We start from the raw sequence: 15,939 nt of genomic DNA on the forward strand, positions 1-15,939 counted from the left end.
GAAGTACCGATCACCATGCGCGCCAACCCGGCGGGCAAATCGATGCACGGCGGTGTGCTGAGCGTGTGGTATGTGATCAAAATGCTCATCAGCATGTTCGTAGTCTGGATTACGCGCTTCGAAGCGCCGCCCGAGGAGGAGTCATGACCCCAACCCAACGCGTGTTCGCCGCCGTGGTGGCAATCGTGTTTTTCCTGTTCGTTCTCGACGCCATTCGCCGCCGCCGGCTGGAAATTCAATACGCCGTTCTGTGGTTGCTCATCGCGGTGGGCATCGGCGTGTTGGCCGTCTGGTACGACGCCCTCGTGTGGCTGACCGGCTTGATCGGCGCCGTGTTACCCACGACCACATTATTCCTATTCGGCATCTTGGTGCTCGTCGCGATCAACATTCAATTCTCGATGCGCATCAGCCAACTGCAGACGCGCCTGCGCCTGTTGTCACAGGAACACGCGCTGCTCGAACAGCGTTTGGAAAAGCATGCCTCGGAGGAGGAACCGGCGGTCGGCTAATCGCCGGGCGCGCGAAACAAATACACCGCCTTGCCGCCGTGCGTCGTGCCCGCCTGCAGCGTCCAATCTCCCAACCGATCCGCACCGAGCGTCCCCTGCCGCTTGGCCAGGAGCCAATCGCGCCACACGGCGAACCCTTGCGGATCTTCCAGAGTCAACAGCAGACGATCAGCGGCGACCCATCGGTGCAACTCGCGCACCTGCTCCGGCCGCAACGGCAGCCAAATGCTGGCGCGATCGGCATACCAACCCGTGATCCAGGGGATATCCGAAAAGACAACGTCCTCCGGCCCGGTCTCGCGCCGCAGGAAATCGCCGACCGCGACCGCTTTCTCGTGCGCCGCCGCCGTGCCCCTCGCCTCACGCACCGTGGCGTCGCCGGGCAGGACGGGCAACAAGTGGCCGAAGGGCAGCGGCATAGAAACCGCCAGCACGACAACGGCCGCCGCCGCGCCGCTCAGCCGTGTATCCCATTTCGCCAAGCGCTCGACGAGCAACCCTAAGCCGTAACCGCCGACCAGCGCCATGAAGGGGATGAAGAGGTGGAAGTAGCGCGGCATCACAAAATAGACGATCCCGGCAAAAGCGGTCGCCGCGTACAGCACGCCGACGAGCCCCGTCAGCCGCCGCACCCGGCGATGGCCCCACCCGAGCCAACATGCCGCCAGAAAGAAAGCCGCCCACAGCGGCGCGCCGCTTTCCAGCGCGACAATGCGCGGCAACAGTCGCAGGTTGGTCGCGAGCTTTTGCGCAAACAGCGAAGTCGCCGATTCGTCGCCGCCGCGCGGGTTGTCGATGGAACGCTCCAAGGCGTGCCCAGGAAAGCGTTGCGAGAAGGTCAGGAAGCTGAAGCCCAGAAAGCGATGCAGCAGTTTGTCCGTTGCGCTTTCCGGAGACGCGGTAATCGCCGACGAAGAGGCCGCGACGTACTGCCCGCTCGGCGGCGGACTTGGTGGGAACAGCACCGGCATCATCACGGCTCGCAGCGCAAAAACGGTGACGACGCCCGCGGCGATCCAACCGGCGCGACGCCAGCGGCCGTCTTCGCGCAGCAGCAAGAAACCGGCAAAGGTGAGCGGCGTCACAAAGAGCATCGGCTGCCGTACGAAAAAGCTAAACGCACCCAGCGCGCCGGCCAGCATGCCGGTCCACCAGGCACGGCGGTCGGTGAGAATCAGCCACGCCCCGACAAGCAACAGCACGATGCAAAACGGTTCGGATACGCCCTTCACGGCGTACGCCACCAGCTTCGCCTGGAGGGAGTAGAGCAGCACAGCCAAGCCGCCGGCTTTCACGGAAAACAGCCGCCGCCCGAGCCAAAACACGAGCAGACCGCCAAGCCACCAGAGCAGCGCGTTGAATGCGAAGACCGTCGCATCGCTCGGCCCCAAGAGCGCGAAAGGCAGTGCAAGGACCAGCGGATAGCCGAAATGGCGAACGTATTTTTCCCGCACCTGCGCCGCGTGCAGGCGTTCGGTGAAACGCGAGTCGGCCAGGTTGCGCGGGTAGACATTGTTGGTGACGATGCCCTCGCCTTGCAGAAAATTGCGGGCCGCGTCGGCGTACCGCATGGCATCGGGTGAGGTCAGGCCGCGAAATGTCGGCAAGTGAACCAGCAGCACAAAGATCGCCAGATACGCGGCGACCGCCGTCGTCGCCCATCGTTCCCACTGCCGGGATTCGTTATGGATTGCGCCGGTCATCCCACCACCGTTTCAGCACCGCCCGTAAACCCGCCGCGTCGCCGGGCGCAAAGAGCCGCGCATCGTCTTCCACCATCTCCGGGATTCCACCCACGCGCGAGGCGAACACCGGACGACCCGCCGCCCGCGCCAGGCCGATAACCGTCGGCGAGTTCTCGTGACACAACGAGGGCACGACCAGTGCGTCGCAACGCGCGAAAGCCGCGGCAAGATCGGCGCCCGCCAGAAAGCCGTGCGCGGTGAAACGCTCGTCGTCCCGCACGGAACGCGCCACCGCTTCGCCCCGGGTGCCGTCGCCGACGATTTCCAGGTGCCACGGCACTTCCCGCCAATCGCGCAACGCGTCGATCAAAAAGAGGACGCCCTTGTGCTGCTCGATCTGGCCGAGAAACAACAAGCGCAATGTCTGCGGGTCGCGCGGCGGCGTCTCCACCGCGGGCAGTTCCGGAATCTCGTTGGGTTCGACCTTCGTTTCCGAACGGGGGAAGAAGCCGCGTTCCGTGTGCCGCGCCAGCGCCCACTTTGACGGCGAGACGACGATTTGCGGCGACGCGATCAGCCAACGGGTTACCGCCTGGTAGGCGCGATGCAGGCCGTCATCCAACGTTTTCTCCCGACCGGCCATGACCAGACCGCTGGGCTCGACGAGCTGCGCGTCGTGCAGCCGATGCACGCAAGGCACACCGGCGGCCCGCACCGCCCGCCAAACCAGGTAGCCCAAACCCTTCAGGTTGTGGGTGAGTACGAGGTCGGGCCGCTCGCGCCGCAAGATACGTCGCACGGTGAAGTACGCGTGCAGGTTGAACAGATCCAGCAGGTGGTACACCCACCGTAGCGGCCGCGGCGTCGAAAACAGGCGCGGGTAAAAAAACAGGTTCAGCGCGAAAAAGCGAACCACGCGCAGGCCGTTTTCGATTGTGTCGACGGGGCGTAGGTCGCTCAACCGGCGCAGCGGCTTGGTGGTGATGACGAATACGTCGTCGCCGCGCTCCTGCCGCGCCCGCGCCTCGCGTTCGGCCACGACCTCCGCACCGCCCACGCCGTGGGGGGCCAGCAAACCGCTGATCACCGCGACCTTCACGTCGTCTCCCGTGGAAGGCGAGCGCCCGCGGCTTCCCTGTAATAGCGGCGCAGACGCCACAGGTGCCTCACCGCAAAGCGCCACACCGCGCCCGGCCGGACAGTGGCGAAGCCCGCCGTCTCGCAGGCAATCTCGACCGCCAGACGCCAACGACGGCTGACGAGTGCTTTGGCTCCCGCCGTACCGAGCGTGATGAAATCCAAGTCAGTCGCTTCGCGCGTCGTTTCCCGCGGCCAGGCTCGGGATTCGTCCCGCAGCCAACGCCCGCCTTGCCGACCCGCAAGCCACCGGCGAAACAGCGAATCGCGACGCGGCAGAATGTCCAGCGCCCGCCGGGCAACCTGCGCCGCATTTCGCCGCTGCTCATCGCTCGCCGTCACACCGACGGCCGTGTCATGGACCCGGTAATCGACCAGCGGCCACGGCAGGTTCGCCAGACGCGCCTCGCGCCCAGCCCGGACCCACAAGTCGTAATCCTCCACGTGACGCGCGCCGACCAGATACGCGCCGTGGCGGTCGAAAAACAAGCGTCGCAGCAGCACTGTCGGATGCGACAAAGGCGAGCCGAGCACCAGGGCGCGTTGCACTGCCAGCGGCGTTGTCGCCCGGCGAATGCCGCCGCTGAGGGGGCGACCGGCCCCGTCGATGTAGCGCACCCAACTGCCGACGCCGTCGATCTTCGGATGCCGATCGAGGAACTCGACCTGTACGGCTAGGCGGTGGGGCGCGGCGATATCGTCGGCGTCGAGGCGGGCGATGAGTTCACCCTGTGCGTGTTGCAGGCCGGTGTTGAGCGCCGCTGAAACGCCCGCGTTTTCCTGCCGAACGACGCGGATGCGGGCGTCGTCGCACTTGGCCAGGATGTCGGGCGAGGCGTCGGTACTGCCGTCGTCCACGGCCACCAACTCCCAATCGTCGTAGGTTTGCGCGGCGATGCTCTCCAGCGCAGCCATGAGGTAGTCGGCGGCGTTGAAAACCGGCATGATCACGGAGACGCGCGGCATCCATCAGCCTTTCGTCGCAGCGTGTGTGTGGTGTTGAAAGGTCCGCTCCGTTATATATGATGGTTTTTCACAACGCAAAGGCGACGGCGGCCGTCGCCTCCTGGGAACACAAGCAAAATGGAATCGACCGACCGCACGCCGGCGGCCCGCGCCCTGGCCCAGCGACGCTCATTTGATGCCGCGCCCTACGACGCGCCGCAACTGGTGAACGCGCTGGCGGCCTTCGTGGCGGCCGACTCCCCCGCACCTCCCGCCATCGCGGTCGATGTCGATATTGTGGTGCCCGCCTACAACGCCGCGCGAAACATCACCGAGACGCTGGAGAGCCTACTGTCGCAAACTCACAACCGCCTGCGCGTGATCGTCGTGGACGACGGCAGCACGGACGAGACCGCGAGTGTGGTCGAGGCGGTCGCCGCCCGGGATGCCCGCGTCGAACTGATTCGCACGGTAAACGGCGGGGTTTCCAGCGCCCGCAACACGGCGTTCGCCCAGTGCCGCGCGCCGTACGTCGCCTTGTGCGACGCCGACGACCTGTGGGAGCCGACCAAGCTGACGCGGCAACTTGCGGTTTTACAGGAGCGCGACGCCAAAATCGCCTACTGCGGCGCTTTGTATTACTACGAAGACACCGGGCTCGTCGTGCCGAAGGATTTCATCACGCCTGAAGCGATGCCCGACGCCTTGTGGGCGGGCTGCTTCGTCACCTGCTCGGCGGTGTGTTTCGACCGCAAGTGGTTTGCCGAAAATGTCGGCGGTTTCGACCCGACGCTGCGCGGCTCGGAAGACTGGGATTTCTTCCTGCGCGCCACGGTCAGGGGCGGCAATATCTGGACCGCCGTCGACCTGCCGCTCGTGGTGTGGCGCGATCACTCGGCCAACGCGCAGCGCGACCAAACGATGATGGTGGACTCGCACACCCGCATCTATCGTCGCTACCAACCGATGATGTCGCCGCGCATGCGCCGCCGCTTCCTGGCGCACTACTTCGGGCCGGTCGTTTTGGCGCGTCACCCCGGTGCCCGGTCGGCCATCGCGCGACTCGGCCTCGGCGGGTTGCTCGTCGCCTACGCGCAACGGGCGTGGGACCACTTGGCGAATCGCCGGTGGCCGCAGCGGGAAGCGGACGACGCCGCGCCGCTGGTGTCGATTGTGCTGCCCACGTATAACGGCGCCCGCTATTTGGCCGATGCGCTGGCGGGATGCCTCGCGCAAACCCACCGTAAACTCGAAGTGGTCGTCGTAGTCGACGGCTCCACCGACGAAACCGACGCCGTGCTGCGGCGTTTTACCGACCCGCGCCTGCGCGTCGTTCGCCACGAAAAAAACCGGGGGCTGCCCGCCGCCCTGAACACGGGCCTGCACGCCGCGCGGGGCGACTTTCTCACGTGGACCTCCGACGACAACTACCATCACCCGCGGGCGATCGCGGCGATGTTGCAGCGGTTGCGCAACGAGTCCCGGTGCGACCTGTTGTACACTGACCTGTTCCTGATCGACGCCGACGATTGCGTGCTCAGTCGCACGTATCGGCCGCCACCGGAACGCAGCGTGGCGCGCAGCGATCAGGTCGGCGCGTGTTTCCTTTTCACCCGGCGGTTATTCGAGGAAACGGGCGATTACGACGACTCGCTGATGAGCGTCGAGGACTACGATTACTGGTTGCGGGCCACGGCGCGTTTCGCTTCGACGCATGTGCGACGGGCGTTGTATTTTTATCGCCTGCATGCCGCGTCGCTCACCGAGACGGACGCCGACCGCGTCGCCCGCCTAACGCGTCGCATTCGCGCCAGGCATTTGCCCGCTGCCGCCTACGAGCAGGAGACCGCGCCGGACGCGACGGTTTCGTGGCTCACCCTCGGCAAGCGGTGGGATGAAACGGCTCGCCGGCGGTTGAACGAGTCGCCCGCCAACCTCTGCGCCGTGGCGTGGCCGACTTTGCCGCACGGCGTCGCGTCCCGCTTCGTGACGATCGATTTCCTGCCGCCCTACGCCGCGTTCGCGGTGCCGCAAGCGCTGGCGGACCGCCTGGGCGTCACGCCCGACGCGCCCCTTGCGGAGACGTGGAGAAAAATCCTGGTAGGCGGGGGGGCCGCTTCGATTTCCGTCGATTCGCCCGACCAACCGGCGGCGACGCCTTCGACCGCAGATGATTTTCGACTCGGCTTTCGGATGAACGCATACGCCAACCGGACCGCGCGACAAGAGGCCGCGGGCCTGCTCACGGCTCGCGCGGCGTATCACGCGGGCAGCCTCGCGGCGAAAGCGGTGTTGCTGGCGCGGCATCTTTCCGGGTTGGCGCACGGGCGGCTCGAACAGTGTCTATCCAAACGGCGCTTACGGAAGATCGAGGGCGTCGGCGAATAATCGACCCTACTGAGTCGACGGACTCCGCTTTGCGCGGATGGCGGCGAGCAGTTCCGCGGCGCGGGCGGTCCACGTGTTTGCCGCGGCTTCGCGGGCGAGTGTTTCGCGGTAGGTGGCGTTCTCGGCGAAGGTGACGGCCGATTCAAGCTGCCGGACGAACGCGCCGGGTTGTTCTCCCCACAGCACGCTTTTGTACTTGATGATTTCGCGCATCGGCGTGGCGACGATCGGCTTGCCCGCGGCCATGTATTCGAAAAGCTTGAGTGGGCTGGTGGCGTGGGTGACGTCATTGAGCTTGAAGGGGATCGTGGCGATGTCCATGTGCGCCAGGTAGGCGGGCAGTTCGGCGTAGGGCTTCGAACCCAGATAGAAAATATTCGGCGCCGACGAAGTGAGCGCATCGACCTGCGCCGCGACGGCGGCCGTGGCATGTCCCACGAGCACAAACGACCACCGCGTTTTCTTTGCCGCGACCTGCGCCCACAATTCGAAATCAAACCACGATTCGATGATGCCGTAGTACCCGACAACCGTTTCGGCGCGGCGGGCTTCGCGCATGTCCTCGGGGACCGACGGCGGCGGATCGATTCGCCAATCCTCCACACTTGTCGCATTGGGCAGCAGCATCGCGTCATCACGCTCGCGTCGCAACTGAGATAAAAGGCGGTCGGCCGAGGCGACCACAATGTCGGCCCGCCGCACCCATGCGGCGTGGGTCGCATGCCACCACGGCGCGGCGTCGGGGAGCAGCGCGTGATCGTCGATCATTTCGTAGACGGTCGTGCTGCCGACGTCCTCGACGAGATAATCGACCTGGTGCGGCCAGGAGAATATTTGAGCGTCGGGCCGCAGCAGCCGAATGGCTTTTCGCAGGAAGTGCTCCGGCACGCGCAGATGCCACAGCCGCTCGTCCAATGGCTGCAAACCGTTTTCGCCGGCCCGCTCGCGGCCTTCGGCGGACAACAGGTCATCGTGCCGGCCGGGAATCTCGGCGTAGACCACAACCGCGCCGCATTCGGCCAACGCGCGCGCCATCTGCTGCGGTCGCTGAAAGGCGATGCTGAACCACGGATGACTCGGCAGGAACACAACTACCGTTTCGGATGTTTCCCCGCGCAGCTTCTGCAGCTCGTCCGTCACGTTCGCCCGCGAGGCGCGGCCGAATCCCTTCCCCGAAGAAAGCCGCAACCATCGCTTGAGGGCAAAACGAAAGCCCGGCGGCAAAAGGCGAATCCAACGGTATAGGAAGGCGAGCACATGTTTCATGTCGCCTCCGACCGGTCTTGGTTCGCGGCTAGATATGGCGGCAACCGTCGCGGCGCGCGCGGTTCGAACAGGCGGGCAAAACGACGACGCCACACGAGCGCGATGTGCAGCAGTGTCTCGCGCAGGGTGAAATGATTGTCGGGCAAGCGCCGCTCGCTACTGCCGTAGAGAGCGTGCTCGACCTGCCCGTCGCCGCGACTCCACACTTCGACGAAATCCCGTCCGCGGTCTTGAAGCCGCAGCGAAAGCTCGGTGTCGTTGAAATACAGCGGCAGGTCGTCGCGAAATCCGCTTAGCGCCAAGATCGCCTCGCGGTCGAGCAGCACGCAGGCGCCGTCGATGCGCCGGATGACCACCTCGCGCCAAGCGCCGGAGGCGAACGCCTCTGCCAAAGCGGCGAAACGGTGGACGGCCTCGAAGAAAGTGAACTTGTCCGCCGGGCGCACGGGCGCGTCAAAATCGAACTGTTCGCCGAGAGTTGTTTCGTTCACGCGGCCGGCCATCACCACGCGCTGGTCGGCGGCGATCGCTTCCCGCCCGCGCTCGAGGAACGCGGCGCTTTTAATTTCGGCGTCGGGGTTGAGCAGCAGCAGGAAACGGGCCGACGAGCGTCGCAGCATGTCGTTCCAAATCGGGCTGAGCATGTGATTGCGCCGGTAGCGAGTTGCCGTCACGTTCGGGAGGCGCGAGACGATCCGCCACGTGCCGTCCCACGAAGCGTTGTCGAAAATATGGACTCCAGCGCCGGGCAGTTGGCGGCGCACTGACGCCACGCACGCTTCGATCCAGCGGGCGGATTGGAAGGTGACGATCACCACGTCCACGTCGGCGAAGTCACGGCCGGCTGGGGCCTGTGTCATCGGCTCACTCATCGCCGCCGGAAGCGCCACCACGGCGAGGGTGGCGGCGACGGCTCGGACAACAATTCACGCCAGGCTTCTTCGTCGGCAAAATCGGCGACGATTTCGCCCGGCAATTCGATTTCAAACAGCCGCTTCCAGGCCTCGGGCCACACGGGATGGAAGTTCCGCGAGCCCGGGCCGATGGCGGGCCAGACTTTTTCGAGCCAGTCGGGCCGGATCTCCTGCGAGTGTCCGAAGCTGCCCAACTTCTCCCGCAATTTGTCCTCCGGCAGCAGGTAGGAAAAATGGTAGCAGCAGCAAAGCTCGCGCGGCACGTCGTGTCCTTCCGGCGTCGTAAAATTACGCTTGTCGGCAAAGCGGACGTCGTGCTGCAGATCGATGGCAAACTGAAAGCGCGGCAGGCCCTCGGACGTTTCGATGGCCCAGTGCGCCTTCTTGATCAACTGAATATGCGGCATGTGGTAGGTCGGCGCGGGGTGATCGCGCAGCCATTGCTTGGCGCGCTGGATATCGGCGGCGCGGAAGAATTCGTCGGTGTCGACCACGAGCAGGTAGCGGCCGCCCAGCTTCCGCGCGAGTTCGACCGCCTCGTTGCGCTCGTCGGTTTCGTTGTCCCACTCGCCGCGCACCACGTGCAGCGTGTCGTATTCCTTTTCCAGGCGGGTCAACATTTCGCCGGTGGCGTCGGGCGGAAACAAGTCGCGCGCCCGCGGGTTATAGCCCCACGGCTTGTCGGAAAACATGACGACAACCGCGTCGGCGTAGCGAACGGCGTTTCGCACCCAGGGGCGGAGAAAGTGCTCCTGGTTGAAGACGACTGCATGCACAATCCACTTGTCAGTCATCGTGCGGCGATTCCCTGAACGTCCACGACGCCGGTTCGAACACCGAGCCGCCGCGCGGGTTGAGATAGCGCGTCACGCCGTACGCCGCGCCGGGCACGACTTCGAAACCGAAGGCCGGGTCGATGAAGTCGAGCAATTGGCCGGACGCGTTGCAAATGCCGAACTTGGCGAAGTAGCGTCCCGGGTACAGTTTCACTTCGTTCATCTTGAGTTCGAGATGCACGGTGCCGGTGCGCCCGCCCAGGTCCATGTGATCGTCGGTGCTCACGAATTGATACAACGGCGCACCGCGTTCCGTGGAGATCTCCACCGACACATACGGGTCGCGCATTGCCTCGCGGAATTCGCAATCCAGGCTCAGCGTGAACGGCTTGCCCATTTCCACGACGTTCGGCGGCAAATCGTCCACCGTCGCCAATTCAAAAGCCAGCAGGCGCGCGGGCAGATCTTCGTCGCGCTGCGCACGCGTCGCGAGGAACTCCGTCATGTTCTGGAGGTGCTGCGCGACGATCTCCGCGGTCGACCCGTCGGCGACCAAGCGCCCGCCGTCCAGCAGCACGCAGCGATCGGCGAGCGTGCCGATCATCTCCATATTGTGGCTGACGAACAGCACCGTGCGCCCGGCTTGCGTCGCCTCGCTCATTTTGGCGAGGCACTTGCGTTGGAATGCCGCGTCGCCCACGGCCAGCACTTCGTCGACCAGGAGGATTTCCGGTTCCAGGTGCGCCGCCACCGCGAATCCGAGGCGTACGTACATGCCGCTGGAGTAACGCTTGACCGGCGTGTCGAGGAATTTATCGATCTCGGCAAAGGCGACGATCTCGTCGAGTTTGGCGCGAATTTCCTTGCGCGACATGCCCAGAATCGCGCCGTTGAGAAAAATGTTTTCGCGGCCCGTCAGTTCCGGGTGAAACCCGGTGCCCACTTCCAACAGCGATCCGACCCGCCCGCGCAGCGTGACGCGGCCTTCGGTCGGCGAAGTGATCCGCGACAGGATTTTCAGCAGGGTGCTTTTGCCCGCGCCGTTGCGGCCGATCACCCCGAGCACCTGCCCGGCCGGAATGTCCAGATCCAAGCCGCGCAGCGCCCAGATGGTCGGCTCGCCGCTTGGGCCGGTCGCCGCGTCGCGGCCGCGCCACAGTCTCCGCGACACGTCGGTGACCACATCGCGCAGCGTACCGTAGGCCTGCCGAATCGTGCCGATGCGGTATTGCTTACCGAGGTTTTCGCAACGGATCGCCACGTCGCTCATCACTTACACCACGTCCGCGAAGTTTTTTTCCATGCGACGGAAATAGTACGCGCCGCCGATCAACAAGGCCGGACTGACCAGGATCGATAACGCCATCATCGACGCCGCGGGAAAGGGCGCGTCGGTCAGCGCCCAACGATATCCTTCAATCACCGCGACCATCGGGTTGAGTCCGTATAACCAACGAAACGCGGCGGGCACCATGGAACTGGGGTACACCACCGGCGTGAGAAACAGCCACATCTGAATGGCGAAGGGCACGGTGTACTGCACGTCGCGGTATTGGACGTTGATCGCCGAGAGCAACATGCCGCAACCCAGCGCCGCGGCGACGGCCAGGCCGGTGAAGGGTATCAGCCACAGGGCGCGCAGCGTCGGTGTATGTCCGTACGCCCACAAAACGACAAACAGCACCACGAGGCTGATCAGCAAATCGACCAGCGCCGCGAACGCCGCGCCGGAGGGAATGAACAGCCGTGGGAAGTAGATTTTAGTCAGCAGTTGTTGGTTGGTCACCAAGCTGGTGCTGGCGAAATTCAGCGCGTTGGCGAAGTAGGTCCACGGGATGAGCGCGATCAGCGAGAACACCGCGTAGGGCAGATTGCCGGAGGGGATTTTCGCCAGTTGTCCGAAAAACAAGGTGAACACGGCGGTCATCAGCAGCGGCTGCAGCACGGCCCAGGCAATGCCGATGTAGGTTTGCTTGTATTTTACCTTGATGTCGCGAGCCACCAAGATGCCAAGCAGTTCGCGGTAAGCCCACAATTCGCGGAAATCGATCGGCAGCCACCCGCGGGGCGGCGTGATGATGGTTTGCTTGGGCTGGCCGTCGCTTGCCATGGATTCCTTCGTTGTCGGTCGGTGGCCGAAGTTTGTGTTGTTGCTGAGTAATAACACAGCGGCGCAAACGCGATCAATCTTTCGTCGCGGACTCCAACACCTCGGTCAGCGCCGCGAATACCTCGCTCGCGGATATCTTCACCATGCACCATTGATCGGGATTGACGCATTCGCCGCGCTGATAACACGGGTTCATCGCGCACGGCCGATGAATGATGCGAATCTTCTCGCTCAGCGGCGCGAACTGCTCCGGTTGGCCTGAGCCGAAAAGCATCACGCCCGCTGCGTCGACTCCGGCCGCCAGATGCGCGGGTCCCGAATCGACCGCCACAAAACCGCGCGTCAGGGCAAAAGCGGCGGTCAACTCCCGCAGGTTGAAACGACCGATCAGCGAAATCGTAGCAGGGTCGCGCTCGGTGATCGCTGCGTGAAAATGCTCGTCGCCCGGCGCTCCAATCACGGCCGTCTGCCACCCCGCTTCATGCAGGCGATGGGCCAGATCGCCGAATCCCGGCCACCACTTCCATCGCCATTGCGCGCCCGGCGCCAGCAACACCGTTCGCTTGCGCGACAGACCGGCTTCCCGCAGAACCTGCGTCGCCTTCCGCACGGCCTCGTCGCCCGGCGACAAGGCGAGCCGTTCGTCTTGCGCTTCGGCATCCAACCGCGCCACAACGTCCAACGTGCGCCGCACTTCGTGGCTGCGGGCGGGATCGACCGGCGGCACTTCGTGCGTGAGGGTGAAACCGCCGCCGCGTGTCGCCCGCCCCACGCGCACAGGTATCGCCCACCAGGCCATGGGCAGTAGCGTGAGGATATCGCTGCGCAGATCTATGGCGAGATCGTAGCGCCGCCGTCGCAATCGCCACAGCCAGCGCCAATCGACGCCGAGGCTCAACTCCCGGCGTACGGTGCGCAAGAAGCGGTAGCCCCACGGCGCGTAGGGCAGCACCTCGTCGACATCTTCGATCATGCGCGCCACGTCCGCGGCCCACGGGCCGACCATCAGTTCGATGCGCGCATCGGGGAAACGTTTTCGCAGGCTGCGAAGGGCCGGGGTGGATTCCACGAGGTCGCCGATGCCGTCGCAGCGGGTGACGAGAATTCGTTGCGGGTGGCGTGGGATGACGCGGCGACGCCATCGCCATCGCCAGAGTGCGCTCCGGACGGCCCCGAAACGATCGATCAACCACAAAAAGAGTCGGACCCGCGGGCTGAGGGATTCATACTCGGCGAGTTTTGGCGGCACCGGGGGTTACATCTCGTCGGCCATGTCCGTGCGCACTTCGAGAATACGATCGCCGGGCACCAGGGCTTCGATGACGTCAAGCGAGGCGTCGTCGGTCACGAGCCCGAAGGCTGTGTAGCGATCGTCCAAATGCGGCGTCGGCACGGCGGTAAAGAAGAACTGACTGCCGCCGGTGTCGTGGCCGCTGGTGGCCATGCCGATGGTCCCGGCCGCGAAGCGCAGCATGCCCTCTTCCTCCCGTATGGCGTAACCGGGCCCGCCCCAGCCGAGTCGTTGCGGATCGCCGCTTTGGGCCGCGAAGGCAGGCACGACACGATGGAAAACGAGATTGTCGTAGAATTCGGTGATCGACAACCGCACGAAGTTGTCGCTGCTCAGGGGCGTCAGGTCCCGGCGCACGGCGAAGTTAATGGTGCCCTTCGAAGTGTGCATGTACATTTTGGTGACCGCGTCCCTGCCCTCCAAGAAACGGCGCGCCAGACTTTGGTAGTCGCCGATGCTTTTGCCGGTGGCCACGCCGAACAGTTGTTTTTTGTGAATCTCCCGCGTCAGGCGATGCATTACGCCCACCGAGCGGCGCCGCACGTCCAGACGCTTGTTATCCAGGCCCACGCGCGCCACTTCGCTTAACACGACTTCGGCGCTGACGTTGGCGTCCTTGCTCTTGGCCAACGATTCCAGCGCGTCGAACACCGCCATCGTGACGTCGCTTTCGCGGTCGTCCTCGGCCCGCCGAGCGATTCCCACAAGCTTCTTGATGGCGTCGCGCTCGCCGGTCGCACCGAGCGAATCCACGGCCCTTGCCAGCACGAAGGGATCCTGATCCATCAGCCAACTCTCGTGCTTCTTGACGGCTTGGCCGTCCGGCTCGCCATTTTTATCGTAGGTCAAGGCAAACACGATGCGACGGCGCACCGGCTGACTCTTGACGAAGCGCACCGGCACGCTGGCTCCACCGGCCAACCAGTTCAGTTTGTCCCGCGCGTCGGCGGCGGCAAGCAATTCCACGTAATGCAACGCGTTCTCGTCATTGCCGGCGTAATCCGTCGGCATCAGCCCGACCACGTAATCGGCCGCTCCAGCCTCGGCGGCGGCGAGCTGCGCCAGCTTTGAATAGGGCGTGTTTTGTTCGGATATCTTCCACAGATCACGGCCGATATCGGGCCGGTCGAGTTTCGCCATGGCCGTCAAAATCGCCTGATGCAGGCTCGTAGCCTGTTCGATGCCCGCTTCGTTGAGCGCCTTTTTGAGCATGTCGAAGGCCTGCTCGGGCGTTTCGAGCACGGCGCAGGCTTCCGCGGCGGCGATTTTCTCCTGCAACGACCCGCTTATCAGCAAATCGCGGGCGGCGGCTTTGACTTCCACGTCTTTGATGCCGCGCCGAACCAGCGCTCGCAGCGCCTGGGCCCGAGTCCACGAGACAATCCGCGCGTTGCCATTTTTCTCGGTGTCGCGTTTCAGCAGATTTTTCAACTTAGCCGTCAACTCGAGTTTCGTCGTTTCTTTGCGGCCGGCGAAATACGCGGCGTAGTACACGATATCCCAGTCGGGGTGCGTCAATGCATACCCGAAAACGGCCTCGCGCTGGTTCTTTTTCTCGGTGATCAGCGGCGGCGGTTCAAAAGGAAATTCCGCGCCCTCGGCAGCGGCAACGCGCACCGCGGCCCGGACCAACGGCTTGATATCGCCCTCGAATTTCCCGGCGACGATACCGTCGATCACATCGCGTGCTTGCTTGTAGCCCGTGCCCGGTAACGCCAGGGCGACGGCTTCCAGCGCGGCGGCCCGCACGGCGGGGGATGAATCTTTTTCCGCCACGGCAAGCAGTTCCTTGGCCAACACCGGCGGACGGCGGATGTGGTACGTGTTTTCCGGTGAGTTGGCCCACAGTAGGCCGATGTATTTGGCGATCAGGGCGCGGTCAAGACTCTCGTCACGCAGGGCCTTGAGCATTTGGGGCGAGGCGTCGACGTTGCCGATATGCGCCATGGCTCGTGCGGCTAGGTGACGTTCCAGGGTCGGTCGCTCCTTGTCCAGCAATACCTTGACCAGGAAGGCGTCAAATTGCAGCGAATCCTCCGCCTGGAGAATTTTCGCAATAGTGTCAACGTCTTGGGCCATTACGGGCGTCGCGCTCGTGACGCCGAGAACGACGCACGCGCCGCAAAGTAATGACACAATCAGACTTCTCGCCACAAAGCGACGTATTCTCACCGGCTCCTCCCAACTGTGATTACATCGTGAGTGTGCGGCCCCGAAGCCCCGCGGTCAAGCCGCGTCAGGGTTCTTCGTTCTCAACATACAGATTCAGCACGAACGAATGAAGGTCGTTGACGTAGGTCAAAGAATGCCGGACGCGCTGTGCTTCAATCGCCGAAGACACGACGCCGCCGACCACCGCCACGCCGCACTGCACCTCCACCTGCAACTGGCTGGGGCGCACGCCGGGTACGCGCATCAGGCGGCGGATGACCGTCTTGCGCAGTTTTTCGTCGGCCGCGATTTGGATCAAACTTCGCCGGTCTCCGTGTGTGACCTGCGGGCGAAAACCGCTCTGCAGTTTGATTTCGCTTTTGACGCCGCGAACGCCGGGCAACGTGCGGGCAACGGCCTCGGCAAGGGCCTTCTCCTGGTGCGTGCGTACGGTGCCGCGCATCGTCACGACGCCTTTTTCCACCAGCAGGCGCACGCGCTGGACCTCGGGCCGTTTGGTTGCGGTCAGACCTTCCCGTACGCGCCTAGCGATGACCGGGTCGGGTACGGGCTTGACCTTGAACCTGTCCGGCTCGCCGGGATCCTTCAGCGGCTGGGGGGAAGCGTCGGGCGTGCCTTGGTCGTCACCCGTCGCATCGTCGGCCCAAGCGGGACAGGCGAACATCGCAATTACGACTATGGCGGCTAACCAACGCATCGACGCCAGTGTGCCGCGACGGCCGCGCAATCGCAAGTGTTTCCGC

Annotated in this window: 13 protein-coding genes; 2 read left to right on the forward strand and 11 right to left on the reverse strand. The window is 64.4% G+C overall.

Annotation, left to right across the window (positions count from 1 at the left end; genetic code table 11):
* Positions 1-143: 143 nt before the first annotated feature.
* Positions 144-512: a DUF2304 domain-containing protein gene (locus P9L99_13865; protein MDP8224442.1), complete on the forward strand. Its 369-nt coding sequence runs from the start codon at positions 144-146 to the stop codon at positions 510-512.
* On the opposite strand, the gene P9L99_13870 is transcribed toward P9L99_13865, so the two are convergent.
* Genes P9L99_13870 through P9L99_13880 form a run of 3 tightly spaced genes read right to left on the reverse strand, consistent with a single transcriptional unit; the run spans position 509 to position 4,300 of the window.
* The gene (locus P9L99_13870; protein ID MDP8224443.1) at positions 509-2,215 is read right to left on the reverse strand and encodes a glycosyltransferase family 39 protein; all 1,707 of its coding nucleotides are present in this window, start codon (positions 2,213-2,215) and stop codon (positions 509-511) included. The genes P9L99_13865 and P9L99_13870 overlap by 4 nt on opposite strands.
* Entirely contained in the window at positions 2,196-3,296 is a 1,101-nt protein-coding gene (locus P9L99_13875) for a glycosyltransferase (protein ID MDP8224444.1), read from the reverse strand. The genes P9L99_13870 and P9L99_13875 overlap by 20 nt, the downstream gene beginning before the upstream one ends.
* Positions 3,293-4,300: a glycosyltransferase gene (locus tag P9L99_13880; GenBank protein ID MDP8224445.1), complete on the reverse strand. Its 1,008-nt coding sequence runs from the start codon at positions 4,298-4,300 to the stop codon at positions 3,293-3,295. Before P9L99_13880 ends, P9L99_13875 begins: the two co-directional genes overlap by 4 nt.
* A gap of 117 nt (positions 4,301-4,417) precedes the next feature.
* On the opposite strand from P9L99_13880, the gene P9L99_13885 reads away from it, so the two are divergent.
* On the forward strand, positions 4,418-6,667 hold the full coding sequence (locus P9L99_13885) for a glycosyltransferase family 2 protein (GenBank protein ID MDP8224446.1): 2,250 nt from the start codon (positions 4,418-4,420) through the stop codon (positions 6,665-6,667).
* 6 nt (positions 6,668-6,673) lie between these two features.
* Here P9L99_13885 and P9L99_13890 read toward each other — a convergent pair whose 3' ends face one another.
* The 8 genes from P9L99_13890 to P9L99_13925 form a co-directional block, all read right to left on the reverse strand.
* The gene (locus P9L99_13890; protein MDP8224447.1) at positions 6,674-7,933 is read right to left on the reverse strand and encodes a glycosyltransferase; all 1,260 of its coding nucleotides are present in this window, start codon (positions 7,931-7,933) and stop codon (positions 6,674-6,676) included.
* A complete protein-coding gene (locus P9L99_13895) occupies positions 7,930-8,793 on the reverse strand; it encodes a glycosyltransferase (protein ID MDP8224448.1) in 864 nt (287 codons plus the stop codon). The genes P9L99_13890 and P9L99_13895 overlap by 4 nt, the downstream gene beginning before the upstream one ends.
* A gap of 8 nt (positions 8,794-8,801) precedes the next feature.
* Positions 8,802-9,641 (reverse strand): hypothetical protein, encoded by an 840-nt coding sequence (locus P9L99_13900; GenBank protein ID MDP8224449.1) that lies wholly within the window; start codon positions 9,639-9,641, stop codon positions 8,802-8,804.
* Positions 9,634-10,893 (reverse strand): ABC transporter ATP-binding protein, encoded by a 1,260-nt coding sequence (locus tag P9L99_13905; protein ID MDP8224450.1) that lies wholly within the window; start codon positions 10,891-10,893, stop codon positions 9,634-9,636. Before P9L99_13905 ends, P9L99_13900 begins: the two co-directional genes overlap by 8 nt.
* Positions 10,894-10,896: 3 nt before the next feature.
* The gene (locus tag P9L99_13910; protein ID MDP8224451.1) at positions 10,897-11,733 is read right to left on the reverse strand and encodes an ABC transporter permease; all 837 of its coding nucleotides are present in this window, start codon (positions 11,731-11,733) and stop codon (positions 10,897-10,899) included.
* A gap of 73 nt (positions 11,734-11,806) precedes the next feature.
* A complete protein-coding gene (locus tag P9L99_13915) occupies positions 11,807-12,982 on the reverse strand; it encodes a glycosyltransferase family 9 protein (protein ID MDP8224452.1) in 1,176 nt (391 codons plus the stop codon).
* 6 nt (positions 12,983-12,988) lie between these two features.
* Complete coding sequence (locus P9L99_13920) at positions 12,989-15,196, reverse strand: peptidylprolyl isomerase (protein ID MDP8224453.1); 2,208 nt, start codon at positions 15,194-15,196, stop codon at positions 12,989-12,991.
* Positions 15,197-15,260: 64 nt separating this feature from the next.
* Positions 15,261-15,929, reverse strand: a complete 669-nt coding sequence (locus P9L99_13925; GenBank protein MDP8224454.1) for a BON domain-containing protein — start codon at positions 15,927-15,929, stop codon at positions 15,261-15,263.
* Positions 15,930-15,939: the final 10 nt, after the last annotated feature.

This window comes from Candidatus Lernaella stagnicola (assembly GCA_030765525.1).
GTDB classification, from domain to species: Bacteria; Lernaellota; Lernaellaia; order Lernaellales; family Lernaellaceae; genus Lernaella; species Lernaella stagnicola.

Excerpts from the sequence above, each read along its gene's own strand:
- P9L99_13890 (MDP8224447.1), bottom strand. The coding sequence starts at position 7,933 with ATGAAACATGTGCTCGCCTTCCTATACCGTTGGATTCGCCTTTTGCCG.
- P9L99_13865 (MDP8224442.1), top strand. The coding sequence starts at position 144 with ATGACCCCAACCCAACGCGTGTTCGCCGCCGTGGTGGCAATCGTGTTT.
- P9L99_13880 (MDP8224445.1), bottom strand. The coding sequence starts at position 4,300 with ATGCCGCGCGTCTCCGTGATCATGCCGGTTTTCAACGCCGCCGACTAC.
- P9L99_13910 (MDP8224451.1), bottom strand. The coding sequence starts at position 11,733 with ATGGCAAGCGACGGCCAGCCCAAGCAAACCATCATCACGCCGCCCCGC.
- P9L99_13895 (MDP8224448.1), bottom strand. The coding sequence starts at position 8,793 with ATGACACAGGCCCCAGCCGGCCGTGACTTCGCCGACGTGGACGTGGTG.
- P9L99_13905 (MDP8224450.1), bottom strand. The coding sequence starts at position 10,893 with ATGAGCGACGTGGCGATCCGTTGCGAAAACCTCGGTAAGCAATACCGC.
- P9L99_13885 (MDP8224446.1), top strand. The coding sequence starts at position 4,418 with ATGGAATCGACCGACCGCACGCCGGCGGCCCGCGCCCTGGCCCAGCGA.
- P9L99_13870 (MDP8224443.1), bottom strand. The coding sequence starts at position 2,215 with ATGACCGGCGCAATCCATAACGAATCCCGGCAGTGGGAACGATGGGCG.
- P9L99_13900 (MDP8224449.1), bottom strand. The coding sequence starts at position 9,641 with ATGACTGACAAGTGGATTGTGCATGCAGTCGTCTTCAACCAGGAGCAC.